Origin of the sequence: Aeromonas sp. ASNIH5, from assembly GCF_002902865.1 — a bacterium.
Classification (GTDB): Bacteria; Pseudomonadota; Gammaproteobacteria; order Enterobacterales; family Aeromonadaceae; genus Aeromonas; species Aeromonas caviae.
Window position 1 is genome coordinate 988,017 of the sequence record NZ_CP026122.1, and the last position, 23,359, is coordinate 1,011,375.

Annotated in this window: 21 protein-coding genes; 11 read left to right on the plus strand and 10 right to left on the minus strand. The window is 61.8% G+C overall.

What is annotated here, in order from left to right:
• Positions 1-56: 56 nt before the first annotated feature.
• The 6 genes from odhB to sdhC all read right to left on the minus strand — a co-directional run bounded on the left by odhB (position 57) and on the right by sdhC (position 7,492).
• Positions 57-1,250, minus strand: coding sequence for a 2-oxoglutarate dehydrogenase complex dihydrolipoyllysine-residue succinyltransferase (gene odhB / locus C2U30_RS04385; protein ID WP_103243250.1), 1,194 nt, complete (start codon positions 1,248-1,250; stop codon positions 57-59).
• An 87-nt stretch (positions 1,251-1,337) separates the two neighbouring features.
• Positions 1,338-4,148 carry a 2-oxoglutarate dehydrogenase E1 component gene (sucA, locus tag C2U30_RS04390; RefSeq protein WP_103243251.1) on the minus strand — a complete coding sequence of 937 codons (2,811 nt, stop codon included), beginning with the start codon at positions 4,146-4,148 and terminating at the stop codon, positions 1,338-1,340.
• Between the two features lie 114 nt (positions 4,149-4,262).
• The gene (locus C2U30_RS04395) at positions 4,263-4,979 is read right to left on the minus strand and encodes a succinate dehydrogenase iron-sulfur subunit (RefSeq protein ID WP_010674497.1); all 717 of its coding nucleotides are present in this window, start codon (positions 4,977-4,979) and stop codon (positions 4,263-4,265) included.
• 17 nt (positions 4,980-4,996) lie between these two features.
• Positions 4,997-6,763 carry a succinate dehydrogenase flavoprotein subunit gene (gene sdhA, locus C2U30_RS04400; RefSeq protein WP_103243252.1) on the minus strand — a complete coding sequence of 589 codons (1,767 nt, stop codon included), beginning with the start codon at positions 6,761-6,763 and terminating at the stop codon, positions 4,997-4,999.
• Position 6,764: 1 nt separating this feature from the next.
• Positions 6,765-7,109: a succinate dehydrogenase, hydrophobic membrane anchor protein gene (gene sdhD / locus C2U30_RS04405; protein ID WP_010674495.1), complete on the minus strand. Its 345-nt coding sequence runs from the start codon at positions 7,107-7,109 to the stop codon at positions 6,765-6,767.
• The gene (gene sdhC, locus C2U30_RS04410; RefSeq protein WP_029314418.1) at positions 7,103-7,492 is read right to left on the minus strand and encodes a succinate dehydrogenase cytochrome b556 subunit; all 390 of its coding nucleotides are present in this window, start codon (positions 7,490-7,492) and stop codon (positions 7,103-7,105) included. The genes sdhD and sdhC overlap by 7 nt, the downstream gene beginning before the upstream one ends.
• Before the next feature lie 423 nt (positions 7,493-7,915).
• On the opposite strand from sdhC, the gene C2U30_RS04415 reads away from it, so the two are divergent.
• The 3 genes from C2U30_RS04415 to C2U30_RS04425 all read left to right on the plus strand — a co-directional run bounded on the left by C2U30_RS04415 (position 7,916) and on the right by C2U30_RS04425 (position 10,232).
• Positions 7,916-9,202: a citrate synthase gene (locus tag C2U30_RS04415; RefSeq protein ID WP_010674492.1), complete on the plus strand. Its 1,287-nt coding sequence runs from the start codon at positions 7,916-7,918 to the stop codon at positions 9,200-9,202.
• A gap of 93 nt (positions 9,203-9,295) precedes the next feature.
• The gene (locus tag C2U30_RS04420; protein ID WP_042863768.1) at positions 9,296-9,610 is read left to right on the plus strand and encodes a DUF4377 domain-containing protein; all 315 of its coding nucleotides are present in this window, start codon (positions 9,296-9,298) and stop codon (positions 9,608-9,610) included.
• Positions 9,611-9,707: 97 nt separating this feature from the next.
• Positions 9,708-10,232 (plus strand): GNAT family N-acetyltransferase, encoded by a 525-nt coding sequence (locus C2U30_RS04425; RefSeq protein WP_103243253.1) that lies wholly within the window; start codon positions 9,708-9,710, stop codon positions 10,230-10,232.
• Positions 10,233-10,315: 83 nt separating this feature from the next.
• Here C2U30_RS04425 and fabB read toward each other — a convergent pair whose 3' ends face one another.
• A complete protein-coding gene (gene fabB / locus C2U30_RS04430; protein WP_029314417.1) occupies positions 10,316-11,527 on the minus strand; it encodes a beta-ketoacyl-ACP synthase I in 1,212 nt (403 codons plus the stop codon).
• 90 nt (positions 11,528-11,617) lie between these two features.
• Between fabB and mnmC the strand changes: the two genes are divergently transcribed.
• Positions 11,618-13,633, plus strand: coding sequence for a bifunctional tRNA (5-methylaminomethyl-2-thiouridine)(34)-methyltransferase MnmD/FAD-dependent 5-carboxymethylaminomethyl-2-thiouridine(34) oxidoreductase MnmC (gene mnmC / locus C2U30_RS04435; RefSeq protein WP_199767342.1), 2,016 nt, complete (start codon positions 11,618-11,620; stop codon positions 13,631-13,633).
• Between the two features lie 118 nt (positions 13,634-13,751).
• Here mnmC and C2U30_RS04440 read toward each other — a convergent pair whose 3' ends face one another.
• Entirely contained in the window at positions 13,752-14,357 is a 606-nt protein-coding gene (locus tag C2U30_RS04440; protein ID WP_103243255.1) for a DUF922 domain-containing protein, read from the minus strand.
• A gap of 323 nt (positions 14,358-14,680) precedes the next feature.
• Here C2U30_RS04440 and dcuC point away from each other — a divergent pair, with 323 nt between their 5' ends.
• The 5 genes from dcuC to C2U30_RS04465 all read left to right on the plus strand — a co-directional run bounded on the left by dcuC (position 14,681) and on the right by C2U30_RS04465 (position 21,163).
• Positions 14,681-16,033: an anaerobic C4-dicarboxylate transporter DcuC gene (gene dcuC, locus C2U30_RS04445; RefSeq protein WP_039040085.1), complete on the plus strand. Its 1,353-nt coding sequence runs from the start codon at positions 14,681-14,683 to the stop codon at positions 16,031-16,033.
• A gap of 90 nt (positions 16,034-16,123) precedes the next feature.
• On the plus strand, positions 16,124-17,773 hold the full coding sequence (locus C2U30_RS04450; protein ID WP_103243256.1) for a bifunctional metallophosphatase/5'-nucleotidase: 1,650 nt from the start codon (positions 16,124-16,126) through the stop codon (positions 17,771-17,773).
• A 279-nt stretch (positions 17,774-18,052) separates the two neighbouring features.
• Complete coding sequence (locus tag C2U30_RS04455) at positions 18,053-19,696, plus strand: hypothetical protein (RefSeq protein WP_103243257.1); 1,644 nt, start codon at positions 18,053-18,055, stop codon at positions 19,694-19,696.
• A gap of 130 nt (positions 19,697-19,826) precedes the next feature.
• Positions 19,827-20,330, plus strand: a complete 504-nt coding sequence (locus tag C2U30_RS04460; protein ID WP_042881073.1) for a M48 family metallopeptidase — start codon at positions 19,827-19,829, stop codon at positions 20,328-20,330.
• Between the two features lie 83 nt (positions 20,331-20,413).
• The gene (locus tag C2U30_RS04465; protein ID WP_103244648.1) at positions 20,414-21,163 is read left to right on the plus strand and encodes a DUF2927 domain-containing protein; all 750 of its coding nucleotides are present in this window, start codon (positions 20,414-20,416) and stop codon (positions 21,161-21,163) included.
• 251 nt (positions 21,164-21,414) lie between these two features.
• Here the strand turns inward: C2U30_RS04465 and C2U30_RS04470 are convergent, their stop codons facing one another.
• Complete coding sequence (locus tag C2U30_RS04470) at positions 21,415-21,669, minus strand: DinI family protein (RefSeq protein ID WP_010674481.1); 255 nt, start codon at positions 21,667-21,669, stop codon at positions 21,415-21,417.
• Positions 21,670-21,894: 225 nt separating this feature from the next.
• On the opposite strand from C2U30_RS04470, the gene C2U30_RS04475 reads away from it, so the two are divergent.
• Both C2U30_RS04475 and ykgO read left to right on the plus strand, forming a co-directional pair.
• Positions 21,895-22,164, plus strand: coding sequence for a type B 50S ribosomal protein L31 (locus tag C2U30_RS04475; RefSeq protein WP_039040091.1), 270 nt, complete (start codon positions 21,895-21,897; stop codon positions 22,162-22,164).
• The gene (gene ykgO / locus C2U30_RS04480; RefSeq protein WP_010674479.1) at positions 22,161-22,286 is read left to right on the plus strand and encodes a type B 50S ribosomal protein L36; all 126 of its coding nucleotides are present in this window, start codon (positions 22,161-22,163) and stop codon (positions 22,284-22,286) included. Before C2U30_RS04475 ends, ykgO begins: the two co-directional genes overlap by 4 nt.
• Before the next feature lie 68 nt (positions 22,287-22,354).
• Here ykgO and araC read toward each other — a convergent pair whose 3' ends face one another.
• Positions 22,355-23,266 (minus strand): arabinose operon transcriptional regulator AraC, encoded by a 912-nt coding sequence (araC, locus tag C2U30_RS04485; protein ID WP_039040092.1) that lies wholly within the window; start codon positions 23,264-23,266, stop codon positions 22,355-22,357.
• Positions 23,267-23,359: the final 93 nt, after the last annotated feature.

The following is a 23,359-nucleotide window of genomic DNA, read 5'->3' on the forward strand; positions in this document are numbered from 1 at the left end:
AATCCCCTGTGAATGGGGGCCTGGGCGGCCCCTCGTTATCTTTCAGTCACGCTTGCTCAGACATCCAGCAGCAGACGAGTCGGGTCTTCCAGCAGCTCCTTGATGGAGACCAGGAAGCCCACGGACTCGCGGCCGTCGATGATGCGGTGATCGTAGGAGAGCGCCAGGTACATCATCGGCAGGATCTCGACCTTGCCGTCGACGGCCATGGGGCGGTCCTGGATCTTGTGCATGCCCAGAATGGCGCTCTGGGGCGGGTTGATGATGGGGGTGGACATCAGGGAGCCGAACACGCCACCGTTGGTGATGGTGAAGTTGCCGCCAGTCAGTTCATCCACGGTCAGCTTGCCGTCACGGCCCTTGCCGGCCAGATCTTTGATGGCCTTCTCGATGTCCGCCAGGCTCATGTTGTCGCAGTCGCGCAGCACCGGGGTCACCAGACCACGGGGGGTGGAGACGGCGATGCTGACGTCGAAGTAGTTGTGGTAGACGATGTCGTCACCGTCCAGCGCCGCGTTCACTTCCGGGTAGCGCTTGAGGGATTCGACCACGGCCTTCACATAGAAGGACATGAAGCCGAGCTTGATGCCGTGCTTCTTCTCGAAGATCTCGCCGTACTGCTTGCGCAGCTTCATGATGGGCGCCATGTTGATCTCGTTGAAAGTGGTCAGCATGGCGGTGGTGTTCTTGGCCTCCAGCAGACGCTCGGCGATGCGCTTGCGCAGACGGGTCATGGGCACACGCTTCTCGGTGCGACCGGCCAGCGGGGCAACCGGTGCGGCAGCCATAGGAGCGGCCGCAGCCGGCGCAGCAACGGGAGCCTTGCCCAGATTCTTGATGAAGGCTTCCACGTCTTCCTTGGTGACACGACCACCCTTGCCGGTGCCGGTCAGCTTGGCGACGTCGATGTCGTGCTCGGCCACCATGCGGCGCACGGAAGGGCTCAGGCCATCGGCAGCGTCATCGGCCACGGCTTCCACCGGCTTCTCGCTGGTCGCTTCACCGGCAACGGGGGCCGGCTTGAGCATGGCGATCAGCTGGCGGGAGAGCACGGTCGCCCCTTCGCTTTGCAGGATGTCGCCGAGCACGCCGGCTTCCGGCGCGGGCACTTCCAGCACGACTTTATCGGTTTCGATGTCAACCAGCACTTCGTCACGGGAAACCAGATCACCCGGTTTCTTGTGCCAGGTCGCGATGGTGGCATCCGCCACTGATTCCGGCAGGTCCGGTACCTTGATCTCGATAGTCATGTAATCAGTTCCTTGTTACTTCTTGGCCAGCAGGCTTGTTCCAGGTCAGAGAGGGTCCCGACACGGGCCCTCTCATCCACAACTCGTTCATTCCAGGGTAAGGGCGTCTTCCACCAGTGCTTTTTGCTGCTTGGCGTGGACGGACATGTAACCGACGGCCGGTGAGGCCGACGCCGGGCGACCGGCATAACGCAGACGGGCATGGCTTGGCAGCACGCTGTCGTAGTGATGACGGGTGCTGTACCAGGCGCCCTGGTTCTGCGGCTCTTCCTGACACCAGACGAAGTCGGTGACGTGGGCATAATCGGCCAGGATGGCGCGCACTTCCTCTTCCGGGAAGGGGTAGAGCTGCTCGATCCGTACCAGAGCCACGTCCTGCTGCTCGGCCTTGCGACGGGCATCGAGCAGGTCGTAGTAGACCTTGCCGGAGCAGAAGACCACGCGCTTGACGCCTTTGGGATCCAGCGCATCGATTTCGCCGATGGCGTTCTGGAAGGTGCCCTCTGCCAGCTCTTCGAGCTTGCTCACCGCCAGCGGGTGGCGCAGCAGGGATTTGGGCGTCATCACGATGAGCGGACGGCGCATGGGGCGTACCACCTGGCGACGCAGCATGTGGAACACCTGCGCCGGGGTAGAGGGCACGCACACCTGCATGTTGTGCTGAGCGCACATCTGCAGGTAACGCTCCAGACGGGCGGAAGAGTGCTCCGGGCCCTGACCCTCGTAACCGTGCGGCAGCAGCATGGTCAGGCCGCACATCCGGCCCCACTTCTGCTCGCCGGAGGAGAGGAACTGGTCCACCACCACCTGGGCGCAGTTGGCGAAGTCACCGAACTGGGCTTCCCAGATGGTGAGACCAGCCGGCTCCGCGCTGGCGTAGCCATATTCAAACGCCAGGACCGCGTTCTCGGTCAGCACGGAGTCATAGACTTCAAACGGGCCCTGCTCGTCGTGCAGGTTGCACAGCGGAGTGTAGGTGCTGGCATCGGTCTGGCTGTGCAGCACGGCGTGGCGATGGAAGAAGGTACCACGCCCGGAGTCTTCCCCGGTGAAGCGGATGCGGGATCCCTTGTCCACCAGGGTGGCGTAGGCCAGCGTCTCGGCAAAGCCCCAGTCCACCAGCTTCTCACCGGCGGCCATCAGGCGACGGTCTTCGTAGATCTTCTCGACCTGACGTTGCAGCACATGGGTGGCCGGGTACTGGCTGATGCGCTCGCCCAGGGCCTTCAGGTGATCCATGGGCACAGTGCTGTCATAGGCCATGGCCCAGTCGTGACCCAGATAAGGGGTCCAGTCCACGGAGTGCAGCTCCATGGGGCGCCACTCCTTGCTCACCCGTTCGCCCCGATCCAGGGTGTCGCGGTAGTCGTTGACTAGCGTGGTGGCCAGCTCCGGTGCGATGGCTCCTTCGGCGATCAGCTGATCGGCGTAGATCTTGCGCGGGGTCGGGTGCTGCTTGATCTTCTGATACATCAGGGGCTGGGTCGCGCTCGGCTCGTCAGCCTCGTTGTGGCCGTGACGACGGTAGCAGACCAGCTCGATCACCACGTCGCGCTTGAAGGTGTTGCGGTAATCCAGGGCAATCTGGGTCACCAGCACCACGGCTTCCGGGTCATCCCCGTTGACGTGCAGCACAGGGGCCTGCACCGCCTTGGCGATATCGGTGCAATATTCGGTGGAGCGCAGGTCACGGATATAGGAGGTGGTGAAGCCTACCTGGTTGTTGATGACGATGCGCACCGTGCCGCCCACGCCATAGGCTCGGGTCTGGGACATGTTGAAGGTCTCGGCAACGACCCCCTGCCCCGCGATGGCGGAGTCACCGTGGATGGTGATGGGCAGGACGCTGGAGCCGTCCTTGTCGCCACGACGGTCCATGCGGGCACGCACGGAGCCGATGACCACGGGGTTGACGATCTCGAGGTGGGACGGGTTGAAGGCGAGCGCCAGGTGGACGTTGCCACCCGGGGTGGCGAAGTCGGAGGAGAAGCCCATGTGGTACTTCACGTCCCCGGTGCCCCAGGATTCCCCGTGCTTGCCGGCAAACTCGTCAAACAGGTCCTGGGCGCGCTTGCCCAGCACGTTGATCAGCACGTTCAGGCGACCGCGGTGGGCCATGCCGATGACGGCCTCCTTGCAGCCCTGCTCACCGGCGCGGCGGATAAGCTCTTTCAGCATGGGAACCATGGCATCGCCCCCTTCCAGGGAGAAACGCTTGGCCCCCGGGAACTTGGCACCCAGGTATTTTTCCAGCCCTTCGGCGGCGGTCAGGCTCTCGAGGAAGCGGGTCTTCTCCTCGATGCTGTAGCTGCCCTTCCCTTCGATGGATTCGAGCCTGTCCTGCAGCCAGCGCTTCTCCTCGGTGGAGGTGAGGTGCATGTAGTCGGCACCTATGCTGCCGCAGTAGGTCTTCTTGAGCGAGGCGTAGAGTTCGGAGAGCACCATGGTCTCGCGACCGATGGCGTAGGAGCCCACGTTGAAGGTGGCCTCCATGTCGGCCCCCTGCAGGTTGTGAAACGCGGGATCGAGCTCGGCGACCGGTTCGCGCTGCCACAGACCCAGGGGATCCAGGTTGGCATTCTGATGGCCACGGAAACGGAAGGCGTTGATCAGTTGCAGTACGCGGACCTGCTTGGCATCCACCTGGGGATCGGAGACGGGGGCGCTGTAACGGGAGGGTTCCTTGGCCAGGCGGCGGAAATAGTCGCGGACCTGGGAGTGGGGTTGTTCGACTGCATGTCCATTGACCTGGGGCAGCGCCTGGAACAGGCTGCGCCATTCGTCGGCAACGGAGTCGGGGTTTTCCAGGAAGGATTCGTACAAATCCTCAATGTAGCTTGCATTCGCACCAGCCAGGTGAGATGACTCCAACCAGGCCTTCATCACGCCGTTATGCATTTCTATCCCTTGTACATCTTGTTCGCTGCACTGCAGCTTGTAGGGTCATAGCCATCCCGGGGCGGGATGGCTATCCAGAGGTCGGGCCCGGCGCAAGGCGCCCTGGCCCCGATACTACACGGCCCGGTTGAGCAACATCGACTTGATCTGACCGATGGCCTTGGTCGGGTTCAAGCCCTTGGGACAGACGTTCACGCAGTTCATGATGCCGTGGCAGCGGAACACGCTGAAGGCGTCATCCAGGTTGCCCAGTCGCTCACTGGCCGCAGTGTCGCGGCTGTCCGCCAGCCAGCGATAGGCGGCGAGCAGGCCGGCCGGACCGATGAACTTGTCCGGGTTCCACCAGAAGGAGGGGCAAGAGGTGGAGCAGCAGGCACAGAGTATGCACTCGTACAGGCCATCCAGCTTGGCGCGCTCTTCGGGGGATTGCAGGTGCTCACGCACGGGCGGCAGTTTTTCGTCGTTGATGAGGAAGGGTTTGACCTTCTCCCACTGGGTATAGAACTGGGTCATGTCGATCACCAGATCCCGGATCACCGGCAGACCGGGCAAGGGTCGAATGACGACCTTGCTGCCCTTCTTCAAGAGATCGGAGAGCGGCGTGATGCAGGCCAGACCGTTCTTGCCATTCATGTTGAGACCGTCAGATCCACAGACCCCTTCGCGGCAGGAGCGGCGGAAGGCGAGCGTGGGATCCAGCTCCTTGAGCTGGATCAGTGCGTCGAGCACCATCATGTCGGAACCTTCAGGAATATCAAGACGATAATCCTTCATATACGGGACGTTATCAACGTCCGGATTGTATCTGTAGACAGAGAATGTGACGTTCATTGTGCTTGGCTCCGCAATCAGTAAGTCCGGACCTTGGGCGGGAACGCCTCACGGGTCTTGGGTGACATGTTGACAGCGCGACGGGTCATGGACTCGGTGTCCGGATGATAGAGGCTGTGGCACAGCCAGCTCTCATCGTCACGCTCCGGGAAGTCGAAGCGGCTGTGGGCGCCACGACTCTCGGTACGGAAGTTCGCCGCCACCGCGGTGGCGTAGGCGGTCTCCATCAGGTTGTCCAGCTCCAGGCACTCGATGCGCTGGGTATTGAACTCCTTGGAGGTGTCGTCCAGACGGGCGTTCTTGAGACGCTCGCGGATGAGTTTCAGCTCGGCCAGCCCTTCTGCCATGGCATCCCCTTCCCGGAACACGGAGAAGTTGTTCTGCATGCAGCGCTGCAGATCCTTGCGGATCTGGGCCGGGTCTTCTCCGTCACGGTTGTTTTCCCAGCGGTTGAAGCGCTCCAGCGCCTTGGCGATGTCGGCGTCGGTGGCTTCCGCGCCGTGCTCCATCGAGCCAAGGGTCTCCACCAGGTGCATCCCGGCAGCACGACCGAACACCACCAGATCCAGCAGGGAGTTGCCGCCCAGACGGTTGGCACCGTGCACGGAGACGCAGGCGATCTCGCCCACCGCGAACAGACCGACCACCGGCACGTCGTTGCCATCCTTGTCCTGGGTCAGGCACTGGCCGTTCACGCTGGTCGGCACGCCGCCCATCATGTAGTGGCAGGTCGGGATGATGGGGATGGGCTCTTTGACCGGATCCACGTGGGCGAAGGTGCGAGAGAGCTCGCAGATGCCCGGCAGGCGGGACTCCAGCACCTCTTTGCCCAGATGATCCAGCTTGAGCTTGATGTGCGGACCCCAGGGACCGTCACAGCCACGGCCTTCGCGGATCTCGATCATGATGGAACGGGCCACCACGTCGCGACCGGCCAGATCCTTGGCGTTTGGCGCATAACGCTCCATGAAGCGCTCGCCGTTCTTGTTCAGCAGGTAGCCGCCTTCACCACGGCAACCCTCAGTCACCAGTACCCCTGCCCCGGCAATACCGGTGGGGTGGAACTGCCAGAACTCCATGTCCTGCACGCCGACCCCGGCGCGCAGCGCCATGCCGACGCCGTCACCGGTGTTGATGTGGGCGTTGGTGGTGGACTGGTAGATGCGACCAGCGCCGCCGGTGGCGAGCACGGTGGCCTTGGCCTTGAAGTAGACGACTTCGCCGCTCTCCATGTCGATGGCGGTACAGCCGACGATATGGCCATCCTGGTTCTTCACCAGATCCAGGGCATACCACTCGGAGAAGACGGTGGTCTTGTTCTTGACGTTTTGTTGATACAGGGTGTGCAGCAGGGCGTGACCGGTACGGTCGGCTGCCGCCGCGGTGCGGGCAGCCTGCTCGCCGCCGAAGTTCTTGGACTGACCGCCGAACGGACGCTGATAGACGGTACCGTTGTCAAAGCGGGAGAAGGGCAGACCCATGTTCTCCAGTTCATAGATGGCCTCGGGGCCGGTCTTGCACATGTATTCAATGGCTTCCTGATCACCGATGTAATCGGAGCCCTTGACGGTGTCGTACATGTGCCACTGCCAGTTGTCGTCGTGGGCATTGCCCAGGGCGACCGTGATCCCGCCCTGGGCGGAGACCGTGTGGGAACGGGTCGGGAAAACCTTGGATAACAGGGCGCAGCTCTTGCCGGACTGGGCAATCTGCAGCGCGGCGCGCATACCGGCGCCACCGGCACCGATCACGACCGCATCAAATTCACGAGTTGGAATAGTCACCTTACACACCCCACAGCACGACGAAACCAGTCATCACATAGACAAACAGCACCACCACCAGCACAAACTGCAGCGCACCGCGCAGTCCGACCGGCTTGATATAGTCGGTCAGCACCTGCCACAGACCGATCCAGGCGTGGATCAAGACGCATACGAGCGTCAGCAGGGTGAAGACCTTGGTGAAGGTGTTGGAGAAGAAGCCGGTCCACACCTCGTAGGTGATGTCGTTGAACGCGACAAAGCCAACCAGATAGAGGACGTAGCACGTCATGATGAGGGCGGTGGCGCGGATCAGGATGTAATCATGAACACCGCTGCGCCCGAAAGTTGCAGAATTGGTTACCATACCAGTACCCCCGCCAATACCGCCAAAACCGCGGTGATCACGAAGGCCACACGGGCACTCTGATTACCGGATTCCAGCTCTTCCCAATAGCCCATGTCCATGACCAGGTGCCGCAGACCGCCCACGATGTGGTAAGCCAGCGCGGTCAGGATCCCCCACAGCACGAACTTGACCAGGAAGTTGTCCATGATGGCAACGACCGATTCAAATCCTTCGGGAGAGGCGAGTGAAGTACCAAGCATCCACAGCAAGATGGCCAATGCCACAAAGGTGATGACCCCTGAGACACGATGCAAGATGGAAGCGATGGCGGTGACAGGAAAGCTGATCGTCTGTAGGTCGAGGTTTACAGGTCTCTGTTTGTTTTTCACGGCTTTGCCCACTCAGCTCCATTGAGCACGTTAGTTATTGTTTTCACACGCTTTGAGGGCGAGGAGTGGCATTTGTTAGGTTTTTGTTACCAAAACAACTCAGGAAAGCCAAAAATAACATTTTCGATATCACATCTGGCTTTGCGAAAGCGTTTCAAACACCGACGACCATCACCCACGTGGCGCAGTATATCGGCGGCCTTAACCAATGACAATCAAATAGCTACACAGAAAATCCAAAACCGTAAACCAGATCTCACAACAGCTTTAACAAGTCATTAATGATCATCCAGCAAAATTGACAAAGACATGGTTCTCTGGTTCAAATAAGGCGCTCCAGCCGCCGTGGTACGGGTAAGAACCTTTGCCAGCGTCATAACAGTCGTAATAAAGTAGGGCTGGAACCAAATTATAAAAGAGCAAAGGAGACGTGCTATGGCTGATAAGATAGCCACCCTACATCTGCCCGGAAAAGAGCCGGTTGAATTGCCGATCCTCTCCGGTACCGTTGGACCCGATGTGATCGATGTCAGAAAGCTGGGCACGCAAGGATATTTCACCTTCGACCCCGGCTTCATGGCCACCGGTTCTTGCAAATCTTCCATCACCTACATCGATGGCGACCAGGGTGTCTTGCTGCACCGCGGTTACCCCATCGCCCAGTTGGCCACCCAGGCCAGCTACCTCGAAGTCTGCTACATCCTGCTGTACGGCGAGGCCCCCACCAAGACCCAATATGCGGAATTTGAACGTCTGGTCACCCGCCACACCATGGTGCACGAGCAGATCGCCTTCTTCTTCCGCGGCTTCCGCCGCGACGCCCACCCCATGGCCGTCATGTGCGGCGTGGTCAGCGCGCTGTCCGCCTTCTATCACGACGCCCTCGACATCAACAACGAGGAGCATCGCGAGATCTGTGCCTTCCGTCTGCTCTCCAAGATGCCGACCCTGGCCGCCATGTGTTACAAGTACTCCATCGGCCAGCCCTTCATGCAGCCGCGCAACGCCCTCTCCTATGCAGGCAACTTCCTGCACATGATGTTTGGCGTGCCGACCGAAGAGTACAAGGTCAACCCCATCGTCGAGCGCGCCATGGACCGCATCTTCACCCTGCATGCGGATCATGAGCAAAACGCCTCCACCTCCACCGTGCGTCTGGCCGGTTCTTCCGGTGCCAACCCGTTTGCCTGTATCGCTGCGGGGATCGCCTCCCTGTGGGGCCCGGCCCACGGTGGTGCCAACGAAGCCTGCCTCAAGATGCTCGAAGAGATTGGCTCCGTGGATCGCATTCCCGAGTACATCGGCCGCGCCAAGGACAAGAACGATCCGTTCCGTCTGATGGGCTTCGGTCACCGGGTCTACAAGAACCACGATCCCCGTGCCACCGTGATGCGCGAAACCTGCCACGAGGTGCTTACCGAGCTGCAGATCAAGGATCCGCTGCTGGACGTGGCCATGGAGCTGGAGCGCATCGCGCTGTCCGACCCCTACTTCATCGAGAAGAAGCTCTACCCGAACGTGGACTTCTACTCCGGCATCATCATGAAGGCCATCGGCATCCCCATGTCCATGTTCACCGTGATCTTCGCCATCTCCCGTACCATCGGCTGGATTGCCCACTGGAACGAGATGCACTCGGACCCGGATCAGAAGATCGGCCGTCCCCGTCAGCTCTACACCGGTCAGCCCCTGCGCGAGTTCGTGCCCCTCGACCAGCGCTGAGCCCGATCTGTCATGGTTTGTTACAAAGGCGGTCATTGACCGCCTTTTCTTTTGCAGGTTTAATCGCGCCCTTTTACGCCAAGGACACTCATCATGAAATCTCCCCTGCTCCTCAGCTCCGCCCTCCTGCTCAGCGCCTGCCAGAGCGCCCCGACCACCGAAACCCTCTATATCCAGGACAAGCTGGCAGACTGCGTCGGTGTCGCCCCCATGAAGTGCATGCAGGTGCGCAGTCAGCCGGGAGAGAACTGGAGCCTCTTCTATCAGCAGATCGAAGGCTTCACCTTTGAACCGGGCTTTCGCTATCAACTGGAAGTGAGCAAGGAGCAACTTGCCGATGTGCCGGCCGATGCCCCTTCCTTGCGCTACCAGCTGATCAAGGTCGTGAGCAAGGAGCCGGTTCGCTGACGAGTCGCTGACAGGTAACCCGGTTTCGTTTGTGTGCTCTCTGGGGTATGCTGTCACCCCTTTTTGCCACGGTTTGAGTACGGACCCGACCCGCATCATGATCACGATCCGCACCATCCGCACCCCGGACTGGCCCGCCATCATGGCCATCCAGCACGAGTGTTATCACCAGTTCGAACCCGAGCCCCTCGAGGTGATGCAGAACAAAACCGAGCTGGCCCCCGCCTCCTGCTGGGTGGCCGAGCGTCAGGGCAAGGTGCTGGGTTACCTGCTCTGCCACCCCTGGCGTGCCCACCAGCCCCCGCCCCTCTCGGTGCCGATGAAGGCGCTGGCCGGTCACGACGAGTTCTATCTGCACGATCTCGCTGTCTCGAGCAAGGCACGCGGCCTGGGTGTCGGACAGCGACTGCTGGCAAGGGCGCTCGCTTTCGCGAGCCGTGCTGGATATCGCCATGCAGGCCTGGTGGCGGTTCAGGATGCCCCGGCCTTCTGGCGCAAGCAGGGGTTTGTGCCCGCCGACACCGGCAAATCGCTGGTGGAGTATGGTGACGGGGCTGTCTATATGCGGTTGCCCCTGGCTGACAGCGGTCCCAAACCGGGAACCATCAGCAGAGTTCAATAAAAAGAATTCAATAAAAAGAGTTCAATAAAAAAGGCGCCTTTCGGCACCTTTTTCTATTTCGCGTTGTGCTCCCCACAGGGAGATCAAGCCTTGAACTTGCTGAACACCAGAGAGGCGTTGGTACCGCCAAAGCCGAAGCTGTTGGACATGACGGTATTGAGGTCGGCCGCTTCGTATTCACGCACGATGGGCAGGCCCACGGCTTTCTCGTCCAGGTTCTCGATGTTGATGCTGGGGGCGATGAAGCCGTGTTCCATCATCAGCAGGGAGTAGACGGCCTCGTGCACGCCGGCGGCGCCCAGGGCATGGCCGGTCATCGCCTTGGTGGCGGAGAGCTTGGGTGCATTGCTGCCAAACAGGGTCTGAATGGCTTCCAGCTCCTTGGTGTCACCAACCGGAGTAGAGGTACCGTGAGTGTTGATGTAGTCCACCTTGCCGACACCCTGCATCGCCATCTTCATGCAACGCACGGCGCCTTCACCGCTCGGGGCCACCATGTCGTAGCCGTCGGAGGTCGCACCGTAACCGGTGATTTCGGCGTAGATGTGGGCACCACGGGCCAGGGCGTGTTCCAGCTCCTCAACCACCAGAATGCCGCCACCACCGGAGATGACGAAGCCGTCGCGGTCCGCATCATAGGTGCGGGACGCTTTTTCCGGGTTGTCGTTGTACTTGGTGGAGAGCGCGCCCATGGCGTCGAACTGGATGGTGGAAGACCAGTCCAGCTCCTCGCCGCCACCGGCAAAGATGATGTCCTGCTTGCCAAGCTGGATCAGTTCCAGGGCGTGACCGATGCAGTGGGCAGAGGTCGCACAGGCGGAGCTGATGGTGTAGTTGACACCCTTGATCTTGAACGGGGTGGCAAGACAGGCGGAGGTGGTGGAGGACATGGTACGCGGCACCATGTAGGGACCCACCCGCTTGACGCCCTTTTCACGGGCGATATCGGCAGATTCGGAGGTGTTCTTGCCGGAGGCGCCGCCGGAACCGGTCACGATGCCGGTACGCTCGTTGGAGACCATCTCTTCCGGCAGGCCGGCATCTTCGATGGCCTGCTGCATGGAGAGGTAGGCATAGGCCGCGGCGTCACCCATGAAACGCATGACTTTACGGTCGATCAGTTCAGACGGATCGAGTTTGATGTTACCCCAGACACGGCTGCGCAGGTTGTACTGCTCGAACTGCTCGGAATAGGTGATGCCGGATTTGCCTGCTTTCAGGGAGGCCAGCACCTCTTCCTTGTTGTTGCCGATACTGGAGATGACGCCGATACCGGTGATCACTGCTCTTCTCATTAATTCATCTCGTCTGGAAAAACTGGCACCGAGTCTACCCGCTTTCGGCTGCCAAACTGGTCTGCTTTCACGTAGAATGCCCGCGATTTTGTGACGCGAGCCGAGGAAAACGTGAGTCAAACATCCTTACATCATGCCCGATTGGACTGGAACGAAGCGGGAACTCCAGTCTCCAGTGAGTTCGGGGATGTGTACTTTTCCAATGATAACGGTCTAAGTGAAACCCGCTACGTCTTTTTGCAGCAAAATCGACTGCCAGAGCGATTTTCGCACCACGATAGTGACAGTTTCGTGATTGGTGAAACAGGTTTCGGTACAGGACTTAACTTTCTGGCCACAATGGCCGTCTTTCTGGAACAGGCCCCCCTGTCCGGCAACGGATCCCGGCTGCACTTCATCAGCGTCGAGAAATACCCCCTTACCCAGGCCGATCTGCGCAAGGCCCTGGCCGCCTGGCCCGAGCTCTCCCACCTGAGCCAGCCTCTCATCGACCAGTGGCCGTTGCCGGTCTCCGGCTGCCATCGCCTGCTCTTTGCCGATGGCCGCATCCGCCTCGACCTCTGGTTTGGCGACATCAAGGAGATGCTGCCCCAGGTGCCCCATCCGGCAACCGGTCTGGTGGACGCCTGGTATCTGGACGGTTTCTCCCCTGCCAAGAACCCAGAGATGTGGACCCAGGATCTCTTCGACGATCTCGCTCGCCTCGCCCGCCCCGATGCCACCCTCTCGACCTTTACCTGCGCCGGTTTCGTGCGACGAGGGCTGATTGCCGCCGGCTTTGCCATGAAGAAGGTGAAGGGCCACGGCAGCAAGCGGGAGATGCTGGCGGGTGTTCGGGAAGGCAAAGTGCCGCAGCAGAGCATCGCCCCCTGGTATGCCCGCCCCACAGGGCGGGAGGGAGAGGTGCTCATCATCGGTGGCGGCATCGCTTCCGCCATGACGGCGCTCTCTCTGGTGGAGCGGGGTCGGCACGTCACCTTGCTGTGCGAAGATGGCGAACCGGCCAGCGGCGCCTCCGGCAATCGGCAGGGGGCGCTCTACCCCCTGCTCAACGGCGAGCACGATGCCCTGTCGCGCTTCTATTCGCTGGCCTTCGGCTTTGCCAGAAACCGGCTGCTGGCCCTGGCAAAGCACCACCCCGTCGCCTTTTCCCTGTGTGGCGTCACCCAACTCGGCTACGACGACAAATCCGCCGCCAAGCTTGCCAAGATGAGCCAGGGCCCCTTCCCCCCCGAGCTGATGCACCCACTCTCGGCTGTGGAGGTTGAGCAGGTGGTCGGCCTGCCCTGCGATGCGGATGGCGTGAGCTATCCCCTGGGGGGCTGGCTCTGTCCGGCGGAGCTCACCCGCGCCGCCATCACGGAGGCGCAGGCCAGCGGGCGGCTGGAAGTGGTGTTCAATGCCGCTGTGACCCTCATTGCCGAAGAGGTCGATGGCTGGCGGGTGGAGAGCCAGGATGGCCGAGCCTGGCAGGCGCCAAACCTGGTGGTGGCCGCCGGTCACAAGCTGCCCGCCCTGCTCCCCTTCGCGGAGCTGCCGCTGTATCCGGTGCGCGGTCAGGTGAGCCATGTGCCGACCACGGCGCGGTTAAGTCAGCTCAGGACTGTGCTCTGCTACGATGGCTACCTCACCCCGGCCCACAACGGTGCGCACTGCATCGGGGCCAGCTATGGCCGCAACCAGACCGACCTTGCCTACCGCGCCGACGAGCAGGAGCAGAACAGGGCACGGCTGCAAGCCTGTGTGCCCCAGCAGCGCTGGCCTGCCGAGGTGGATGTGAGCGGCGCTCAGGCCCGTGTCGGGGTGCGCTGCGCCAGCCGGGATCACCTGCCGGTCGCCGGGCCCGTCGCCCGGTTGGCGGCGCTGGCGGATCATGACGTCAACGCCCCCGCGGATCAGCAGAGCGCGCTGCCCCTGCACGCCGGCCTCTACGTGCTGGGGGCGCTCGGCTCCCGGGGTCTGTGCTCGGCGCCCCTGTGCGGCGAGCTGCTGGCCAGCGAGATCTGCGGCGATCCCCTGCCGCTGGCCGCCGATCTGCTGGAGGCGCTCCACCCCGCCCGCTACTGGGTGCGAAGACTGCGCAGGGGCAAGCCACTGCGCGACTAGCCACCCAGGAGCCGGGGCTGCCGGCCTCCACGCTATTGGCGCACCAACAAAAAAACGGGCTCAATCAGCCCGTTTTTTTATGTTTCCCATGAGTGGCCATGGGCCTGTACACGTGTTATCAGCCAGCCCTGGGCCAGACGACCCCCAGCTTGCGCCCCTGATCGGTCTGGCTGGCCAGGGTGTCGAACCGCGCCCGGGTTGCCTCCAGCACCGCCTGCCCTGCCTGCCAGCCCTGATGCTCCAGGGTTGGGCAATCCCGGTTCACCGGCAACTGGGCGAGGCGCGTGCCAAGCTGGCTCACGCTCTCCAGCAGAATATCCTTGTGACGGCTCTCGTAGTCAAACATGGCGGCCACCAGCTTGTCCCACTTCTGGCGCTCCTTCGCGGGCGCACGGGCCTTGTCCATCCAGTTGGGCACCCTGATCTGGATGCGGGCACGAACGCTGGCCTGCTCCAGCTCGCAGCGTGTCGCCGTCGCCTTCGTCTGCAACTGCCAGGAGAGCTGATAGCTGGCCTTCCCGATGTGCCCGTCCGCCTGGGTGGGGGACAAGGCGGTGATCTGGCGCATCACGGCCCCCACATCGGCCCCGGAGACCCGATAGAACTGGAAGTCGACCTTGATATCGGGGGCGACCTTCACACCGGCATAGTGGGAAGGTACAGCACCGATTGAGGCGGCATAAATGAGGGCCACCGTCACCCCTGTCTTGCTGAAGAGTCCCATCTGTCCGCGGCTTTGCTCCTTGTGAGTCCCGGCTTAATTTCAATTAATAATCAATGAATTAATAACCCGATTGGGAGATTACCCCTGATCCAGCCCCCTGTCATCCGCTCTTGGCACCCGGTTGCTGCAAACGTGCGAGTCATCACCCCGGCTCAGGCGGGGATTTGCAGTCGAGATCACAAGCTGCCATCGAATGGATGGTGAAATACTCCTTAGTGGGTAATATCCGCAGTGTTTTTGTTGGCCGATGCCGGATAGTCCAGCGCAACCCTCTGGTGAGCCCTGGCAGGCCACCCCCTCACTTCAACTCTTGGGAAGGTTTTATGATAGAACTCCTGATCGGCACCCTGGTCACCCTGGCCGTGGGTCGCTACATCTTCAAGGGCTACTCCGCCACCGGGGTACTGCTCAGCGGCGGCCTGCTGCTGCTGGCGATCACCGCCCTGATGGGCAAGGCGGTGCTGCCGGCGAGCGTCCCCTCCACCGGCCACATGGCCACCGACATCTTCGAATACGTGCGCTTCCTGCTGGTCGACAGGGGGGGTGGCCTCGGCATGCTCATCATGGTGCTGTGCGGCTTTGCCGGCTACATGAGCCACATCGGCGCCAACACCATACTGGTGAAGATCGCGAGCAAGCCCCTCGGTGTCATCAAGTCCCCCTACATCCTGCTGGTGGCCGCCTATCTGGTCGCCTGCGCCATGTCGCTGGCGGTGAGCTCCGCGACCGGCCTCGGGGTTCTGCTGATGGCCACCCTCTTCCCGCTGATGGTCAACATGGGGATCTCCCGTGGCGCGGCAGCGGCGGTGTGCGCCTCACCGGCCGCCATCATCCTCTCCCCCACCTCGGGGGACGTGGTGATGGCAGCCCAGGCTGCGAACATGGAGCTCATCGAGTTTGCCTTCAAGCTGACCCTGCCCATTTCCCTGGTGGCCATCGCCGCCATGGCGGTGACCCACTTCTTCTGGCAACGTTATCTGGATCAGAAGGCCGGGGAGCACAACGCCGCGGTCGCCCCGAGCGATCTCGTCACCGATGCCCCCGGCTTCTACGCCATCCTGCCCTTCACCCCCATCATCGGTGTGCTGCTGTTTGACGGCAAACTGGGGCCCAAGCTCGACATCGTCACCATCATCGTCATCTGCCTGGTGCTGGCCGCCCTGCTGGAACTGGTGCGCAAGCGCAACGGCCGCGAGCTGCTGGACGGGCTGCAGGTGTGCTGGCGCAACATGGCCGACGCCTTCGCCGGCGTGGTGATGCTGCTGGTGGGTGCCGGGGTCTTTGCCCAAGGTCTGATGGGGCTTGGTTTCATCGCCAACCTCCTGGATCTGGCCCAGAGCTTCGGTACCGGCGGCATCGTCATCATGCTGGTGCTGGTGGTCATCACCACCCTGGCGGCCTTCACCACGGGTTCCGGCAACGCCCCCTTCTACGCCTTCGTGGAGCTCATCCCCCATTTGGCCACCAGCCTCGGCGTCAACCCGGCCTATCTGGTGATCCCCATGCTGCAGGCATCCAACCTCGGCCGCACCATCTCGCCGGTCTCCGGGGTGGTGGTCGCCTGTGCGGGGATGGGCAATCTCTCTCCGTTCGAGGTGGTCAAACGTACCTCGCTGCCGGTGGCCGTCGGCCTGCTGGTAGTGATCCTCGCCACCCAGATCATGGTTCCCGCCTGACTCTTTACCGGCCCGGCTGCCGCCGGGCTGGTATCCCCCCCACCCCATGCAGTAGACTCGGTGCTCTTTTTTCCTAAGGAGGACCGAGCCTTGAGTATGACGGTTCAACTTGCCCACTTCAGCGACTGCCACTCCCATTTCGATGGCGCCCCCATGCGCTTCTCTCCCGATGGCGAGTCCGAATGGCGCACCCAGTGCGGCGGCTATGGCCGCATCCTGACCCGGCTCACCGCCCTGCGCCAACAGGCCGAGGCAGCCGGCCAGACCTGCCTGCTGCTGCATGGCGGCGATACCTTCCAGGGGTCACTTTACTTCAACCGTTTCAAAGGGCGGGCCAATGCGGACCTGCTGGCCCTCTTGCGACCGGATGCCATGGTGATCGGCAACCACGAATTCGATCTGGGCAACGGGCCGCTGGTGGAGTTTTTGCGCCAGCTCGATTTCCCGGTGCTCGCCGCCAACATCGACAACCGTCAGGAGCCCGCCGATGCCCCGCTGCGGCTGCAGGGACTGCCGCAGCTGTTTGACGCGAGCCGCCCCTGGCACAAGCGCGTCATCGACGACGTGCCCTTCGCCCTGCTCGGCATCACGCTGCCGCAGATGGCCGCCATCGCGAGCCCCGATCCCCACACCCGTTTCCACGGTATCGAAGAGACCTTGAGCCGCGCCCTCGAAGAGATCAAGGCCGCTGGCATCCAGCACATCATCCTGCTCAGCCACCTGGGTCTGGCGCAGGACAAGCGACTGGCGACCCGCTTCCCCGAGCTCAGCCTCATCGTCGGCGGGCACACCCACAGCCTGCTGGGGGATCTGGCGCCGCTCGGGCTCGACAGCGAAGGCAGCTATCCCCTCATGGTGAACGGGGTGGCCATCCTGCACGCCGCCCACAGCGCCCTCTGTCTCGGGGTGTGCGAACTCACCTTCGACGAGCAGGGACGCGTGTGCCAAAGCCGCGGCCAGCTGGAGTGGTTACCCTGGGATCCCTGGCCCTTTGCTTCCCCGCCTCCTGCGGGGCTGCACTTCTGCGAACCGGCCCCCGAGCTCGAGCTGCATCTGGCCCGGCGTTATCGCCCCGAGCTCGAGACCATGACCCGCCGCATCGTGACCCGCCTCGCCAGGCCACTGCACCATCAGCGGCTGCCCGATGCCACCCTGCCCGCCGGCAGCCAGGTCGCCCCCCTGGTGGCGAGCGCCATGCTGGCCAGTGCCCGCAAACAGGTGGGTCAGGTGGACTTTGCCCTGCACAATGCCGGGGGCGTGCGCTGCTCCCTCGAGCCCGGCCCCCTGACCGAAGCAGACGTTGCCGGACGCCTGCTGCCCTTTGCCATTCCCCTTACCCTCTACCGGGTGCACGGCCATGAACTGGCCGAGGCACTGGAGGGGGCCATCGACAACGCCACCAACAACGGGGTGACGGGCAATGGCAGCGGCAGCTTCCCCTACACCGCCGGGGTGCGCTTCTGCTATCAGGCCGACAGGCCCAAAGGGGAGAGGATCACTCGCCTGGAATGGGAAGCCAGCCCGGGTCAGTGGCTGCACGTCGAGCCGGATGCCATCTATCGCGGGGTCTCCAGTGCCTATACTGCCTCCGGCAAGGAGGGCTACACTGCCCTTGCCCGCACCCTGACCCAGCACAATCAGGAGCTCGGCATCACCCTGGCGGATGCCTTCCTGCGCTGGGCACGCCACCTGCCGGAGCTCAGCACCCTGCCGGCCCTGGTGGAGTATCACGGCCAGTGAATCTGGCACCGGCCCATCCCGGGTCGGTGCCGCCTTTTCGCCGCATAGGGGAATCCTGGTCCGCTCCCAGGCGCATGCCCCCTACCATGCAACCTCAGGCTGTGACGCCCGACTGCGCCTGCCCTGTCTTGTGATGGGGCCTGCCAATGCAGCCAGAGGCGTGAAAACGATACTTTTACGAATTATTTCAGGTGCCTACACTTCTTCCATTGCATCGTGCAGCCCGGCTCGGCAAGATAAGCCCGCTTTTTCAGTCTTTCCCGCAGGAACAGGTCACCCATGAATCATGCCATCCGCTTTACCCCGCACCGCCACAATCCCGGGATCAGGCCGTCGGTCATCTTGCTCACCGCCCTGATGGCTCTGCTGTTCTGTCTGCGCAATCCGTTGTTCCACGGCATGGCCCCGGGATTTGATGCCTCCCTGTTTGCGGTGATGGGCAAGATGTGGAGCGAGGGGGGCGTACTCTATCGGGACATGATCGACATCAAGGGTCCCATGATCTTCGCCCTCGATGCACTGGGCTATGGCCTTGGTGGCTTCTTCGGGATCTGGCTGCTGGAGTGGGTGCTCTGCTGGCTGGGCCTCATGGCGAGCTGGCAGGCTTTTTCGCAGCTCGGGCTCTCGGTGCGGGCGCGACTTGGCAGCATGCTGGCCCTGCTGGCGCTCTACAGCACTCGCTACTACTACGGCAACATGACCGAGGACTGGACATTCCATCTGGCCCTCATCGCCCAGTGGGCTTTCATCACCTTGCTGCTGGACAAGCGATTCAGCTGGGGACCGGCCCTGGTCGCCGCACTCACCTTCGCCATCGTGGCCTGGATGCGCACCAACAACGGCGCCTTCTGGGGGGCCTGGTATCTGGTGCTCTTCTGTCACTGGTGCCTGCGCGAGCAGTGGCGCTGCGCCTTTGCCCTGCTCTTTTCCAGCCTGCTTGGACTGGCCCTCGTCGGCGGCCCGCTCTATGCCTACTTCCAGCACCACGACGTGCTGGCAGAGTTCAAATACTACGCCTTCGGCATCTTCTTTGAAGGGAGCTACGGCAACGGTTTCTCTCCTGAGGTAGGCGCCGTCGGTCTGCTGCGCACCGGCCTCATCATGCTGCTGCCCGCCTTCCTCGTCCTGATGCTCGGGCGCCGCCAGGAGTGGTATCTCCCCGCGCTGTGCGCCACCCTGCTGGGGGTGCTGTTCACCCTGATCGCCAACTCGGTCTCCGGCCATGTGTTCGATCACTATGACGTGCTCTATCTGCAGCTTGGCCTGCTGCCGCTCGCCTGCCTGCTGGACAGAAGCGAGCAGCGATCCGATGCCCTGGGGCTACTTTGCATCTCCCTGGTGGTGCTGACCGCCAGCTGGTTGCTGGCCCAGCAGCTCGGCTATGGCTGGAGCACCAAGGAGTGGTCTCTGGAGCGGGTGCGCGAGGTGCTCGGCAACAGCCTGCTGTGGGCCTTGCCCGTGCTCATTCTGGTCCCGCTCTGGCGCGCCTGGGACGTGCGAAGCGCCACCCCCTGGCTCGCCTCGCTGGCCATGCTGGTACTGCTGGTCAACAACGCCTGGGAAGGCAATCTCAAGGGCAGGCCGTTCAATCCCCCCGCCCAGGTCAGGGTCGATCGTATCCTGGCCGAGACGGCGCCCACCGACAAGATCTGGGTCGATGGCATCCAGCCGCAATACTACCTCTGGACCGATCGCCAGCCGGCCTCCGCCTATCTGTTCTTTGCCAACGTCAACCCGCCCTACGATGTGCGCGAGCGGGTGCTGGCTGACATCCAGCGCCAACCCCCCAAATTCATCATCGCCAAACCGGAGCGGGTGGCACAGGAGCTCAAGACGCCGACCTCCCCCTCCCACCTTGCCTTCTACCAGTATCTGGCAGGTCAGTATGAAGAGGTGGACCCGGGCCTGTACCGGCGCCGCTAATCAGGCACACAAAAGGGGCCATCCTGGTGATGGCCCCTTTTCGTTGTCGTCACAAAGAGGGGGCCGACCATGTTCAAGGCGCCCCATCCTGACTACAATGGCGCTCTTTTTTGCGGCAGAGGGAAGAATCATGGCGGAGCTGACTTATCTGGGGGGCTATCCGGAGCCACTCAAGGCTCAGGTACAGCAGTTGATTGCGGCGGGCAAACTCGGCGAGATGCTGGCCAAACGCTACCCGCAAACCCACCTCGTCCAGAGCGACAAGGCGCTGCTCGCCTATACCATGGAGCTGAAGAACCGCTACCTGAAAAGCTCGGCGCCGCTTTCCAAGGTGATCTTCGATGGCAAGATCAACGTGATCAAGGATGCCCTGGGACTGCACACCTATGTCAGCCGGGTGCAAGGCAGCAAGCTCAAGGCCAAGAACGAGATCCGCATCGCCGCCCTGTTCAAGGAGGCCCATCCCGCCTTTCTCAAGATGATAGTGGTGCACGAGCTGGCCCACCTGAAGGAGAAGGATCACAACAAGGCTTTCTACCAGCTCTGCCAGCACATGGAACCGGACTATCATCAACTGGAGTTCGATCTCAGGCTCTGGCTCACCTGGCGTGATATCGAGCGTACCACCCGCTGATCCCCTTCCAAGGAGGCAAGATGCGCCCATGGCACACACCTGTCCAGCCCGTTCGCCATGGGCACTGGTTGCTCCCGGGGCTGATGCTCTGGCTCTTCTCCCTGCCGCTGTCGGCCACCGAACGCTGGCAGCGTGATGACTACCTTGTCCAGAGCTTCATGGAAATCGCCATGAAACGGGAGTATGGCCATGAACAACAGGAGCACTTCTCCCGCTGGCCGGGCCCCGTGCGTCTCAAGCTCGTCAACGAATTCGGCGACAAGCCGCTACAGGCCGAGGTCGTCAAGGTACAGACCCGTCACCTGAGCAGGATCACCGGTCACCCCATCGAGATTGTCAACGACAACCCCAATCTCACCCTCATCATGACCCGGCACAAACAGATGGCGAGCTGGGCTGCGCGCACCATGCGCCAGGACGAGTCGGTGCGCATCGCCCTCAAGGAGGGGATCTGCCTGGCCAATTTCGCCACCAACGCTCGCTACGAGATCACCCGTGCCACCATCATCATTCCGGTGGATTACAGCCGGGCAAAAGGTCGTTTTCTGGATTGCGTAGTGGAAGAGTTGAGCCAGGTGATGGGGCTGCCCAACGACTCGGACAAGGTGTTCCCCTCCATCTTCAATGACAGCAGCATCGACAGCTTTCTGACCGGGCTCGATTACGTGTTACTCAAGCTTGCCTACCACCCGGCATTGCAACCGGGGATGACGGCGGACGAGGTGCGCGCGGCGCTCCCCGCGGCCCTCAAGGCACTGCGTGCCAATGGCGACATCGCACAGGCCACCCAACGGGTGCAAGTCGACAGCCTCAAGCGTTGGGCGGGACTCTGAGCGCAGCCAGAGACATTACTCTTTCGCCATTCGCCATTCGCCATTCGCCATTCGCCATTCGCCATTCGCCATTCGCCATTCGCCATTCGCCTTCATGGTCATGCGCTTACCTCATCAACGCAACACGCAGCCCATGACTGCGTGTTTTGAAGAGCGGTTCGGCAAAGCCGGTACAGGGATCATCACCCGACTGGAGGTTCCTCCTCGCGCCCTGGTGGATCACGACGATGTTTGCCGCTGAGAGCTTATCTTCAGGCCTCCAGAGCCTCTTCCTCCGGCATCCAGCTATCGGCGTTTTCCCACACCTCCTGCACCATGGCTTCGGCCAGCTCCTTGTCTTCCTTGCTGGCGCGACTGACCGTCAGAGCCATGGCACTACCCGGTGCCACCCGCACATGCAGATCGGGAAAGCGCTCACCCAGTTGCTTGAGCAGCTCCTGGCGCAAGGCCTCCATGGTCGAGGTGGGGATCTGGTGTTTTCTGTCGATGATGATTTCCAGGCGCATAGGGTACGTCTCCATGATAATTTACTGTATTTTTATACAGTAATTTTAAAAAGTAAAGATGGTGGCTGCACATAAGCCCTCACCGCCCATGCCTTCTTGCTGACGATGTGCAGCCGAACGGCCCCGATTTTCCCCCATCGCTGTCATCATGGAAAAAACAGTTGATATTGATTCTCATCCATCGCATTATCCATACCTTGTTATAACATAACAAAAGAGGCAATCATGCGCCCCCATATTCACCCTGAATACCGCAAGGTTCTGTTCCACGATCTCGCCAGCAATACCTACTTTCTGATCGGCTCCACGCTGGCCACCGATCGCACCAGAGAGTGGGAAGATGGCAACACCTACCCCTATGTGACGCTGGATGTCTCCAGCGCGTCCCACCCCTTCTATACCGGCAAACAGAAGCAGGTCGGCAAGGAAGGTCAGGTCGCTCGCTTCGGCCAGCGATTCGGTCAGTTCTTCAGCAAAGGAAAAGAGAAACAATGAAAGTCCTCGCCTCCCTGAAATCCGCCAAGTCGCGTCACCCGGACTGTCAGATCGTGCGTCGGCGCGGCAAGCTGTTCGTCATCTGCAAGAGCAATCCCAGGTTCAAGGCTCGTCAGGGCTGATTGCGCATCCGCCCCTCATGGATAACAAAAGCCCTCGTCATGAGGGCTTTGTCATCTCTGGGCTCTGCTCACAGCGGGGTGGCGCACTTGCGGTATTCGGTGGGGCTGACCCCTACCCGCTTTCGGAACACCCGCGAGAAGTAGAGCTGATCGTCATAGCCCACCTGCTGGCCTATGGTGGCGACCGACAGCGGCGTGGTCTGCAGCAGCAGCTTGGCCCGCATGATGCGCTGATCCTCGCGCCAGCGCACTATGCTCACCCCCACCTGCTCGCGAAACAGGTGCGCGAGGCGCGAGGGGGACAAGAACACCTGCTCCGCCAGCGCTTCCACCGAGATCTCGGCCGAGAGGGACTCGCTCAGGATCTGGCACGCCTCGTGGACCCGGTGATCGATGGCTGGATAGGCATTCTGGGACGATGCCTCGTAGCAGCGGATGAGCAACCGCTCCAAGAGGTTCATGGCCAGTTGCTCCGACATGGGCCGCAGCTGCTTGTGGGTCTCCTCGATGTCGAGGAAGAGGGCGTCGAATTCGGTGAGCAGCTGGTTGTCCGCCAGTTGCAGTCGCCCCACCTGCTCCGTCACCTGGGGCCACTTGAGCCAGTCAGCCCAATAGGCCCGAGGCCGGAAATAGACCCAGCGGTGATACCACTCCCGGGCATCCGGCGCCCGGCCGTAATGGTGCACCGCCGCTGGTGGAAAGAGCAGCAGGTCGCCGGGTTCCACGGTGAAGGCCTTGTCCCCCTGAAAGATCTGCCCCTTGCCCTTGATGGTCAGATTGACGATGAACCCCTTCATGCCGTGGGGCCTGTCGATGGTGAAATCCAGCGCACTCCCCTGCTCGATGGGAGTCATCCCCGAGACCAGGAAGACGTCGAAGGCGTAGCCAGGTAGCAGGGGATTGAGTTGTTTCGGCTTCTCTTTTTGCATCGAGGACATGGCGGAAAACAGGGTTTCGGTAAAAAAGTCGACATGGGCCATTGTAGAGATCCGGCGTAGGAACCCCCTATGTTCGCAAGCTGTTCGTTGTGAAATTGTTGAACTGGCTCACAGCTTGCCGGGGAAAACACCGGG

Bases quoted from the DNA above. Each gene is read 5' to 3' on its own strand.
- C2U30_RS04465 (WP_103244648.1), top strand. From the start codon at position 20,414: ATGCTCTGGCTCTTCTCCCTGCCGCTGTCGGCCACCGAACGCTGGCAG.
- C2U30_RS04470 (WP_010674481.1), bottom strand. From the start codon at position 21,669: ATGCGCCTGGAAATCATCATCGACAGAAAACACCAGATCCCCACCTCG.
- ykgO (WP_010674479.1), top strand. From the start codon at position 22,161: ATGAAAGTCCTCGCCTCCCTGAAATCCGCCAAGTCGCGTCACCCGGAC.
- araC (WP_039040092.1), bottom strand. From the start codon at position 23,266: ATGGCCCATGTCGACTTTTTTACCGAAACCCTGTTTTCCGCCATGTCC.
- fabB (WP_029314417.1), bottom strand. From the start codon at position 11,527: ATGAGAAGAGCAGTGATCACCGGTATCGGCGTCATCTCCAGTATCGGC.
- C2U30_RS04395 (WP_010674497.1), bottom strand. From the start codon at position 4,979: ATGAACGTCACATTCTCTGTCTACAGATACAATCCGGACGTTGATAAC.
- sucA (WP_103243251.1), bottom strand. From the start codon at position 4,148: ATGCATAACGGCGTGATGAAGGCCTGGTTGGAGTCATCTCACCTGGCT.
- odhB (WP_103243250.1), bottom strand. From the start codon at position 1,250: ATGACTATCGAGATCAAGGTACCGGACCTGCCGGAATCAGTGGCGGAT.
- C2U30_RS04420 (WP_042863768.1), top strand. From the start codon at position 9,296: ATGAAATCTCCCCTGCTCCTCAGCTCCGCCCTCCTGCTCAGCGCCTGC.
- C2U30_RS04415 (WP_010674492.1), top strand. From the start codon at position 7,916: ATGGCTGATAAGATAGCCACCCTACATCTGCCCGGAAAAGAGCCGGTT.
- sdhD (WP_010674495.1), bottom strand. From the start codon at position 7,109: ATGGTAACCAATTCTGCAACTTTCGGGCGCAGCGGTGTTCATGATTAC.
- C2U30_RS04460 (WP_042881073.1), top strand. From the start codon at position 19,827: ATGGCGGAGCTGACTTATCTGGGGGGCTATCCGGAGCCACTCAAGGCT.
- dcuC (WP_039040085.1), top strand. From the start codon at position 14,681: ATGATAGAACTCCTGATCGGCACCCTGGTCACCCTGGCCGTGGGTCGC.
- C2U30_RS04425 (WP_103243253.1), top strand. From the start codon at position 9,708: ATGATCACGATCCGCACCATCCGCACCCCGGACTGGCCCGCCATCATG.
- C2U30_RS04440 (WP_103243255.1), bottom strand. From the start codon at position 14,357: ATGGGACTCTTCAGCAAGACAGGGGTGACGGTGGCCCTCATTTATGCC.
- C2U30_RS04455 (WP_103243257.1), top strand. From the start codon at position 18,053: ATGAATCATGCCATCCGCTTTACCCCGCACCGCCACAATCCCGGGATC.
- C2U30_RS04475 (WP_039040091.1), top strand. From the start codon at position 21,895: ATGCGCCCCCATATTCACCCTGAATACCGCAAGGTTCTGTTCCACGAT.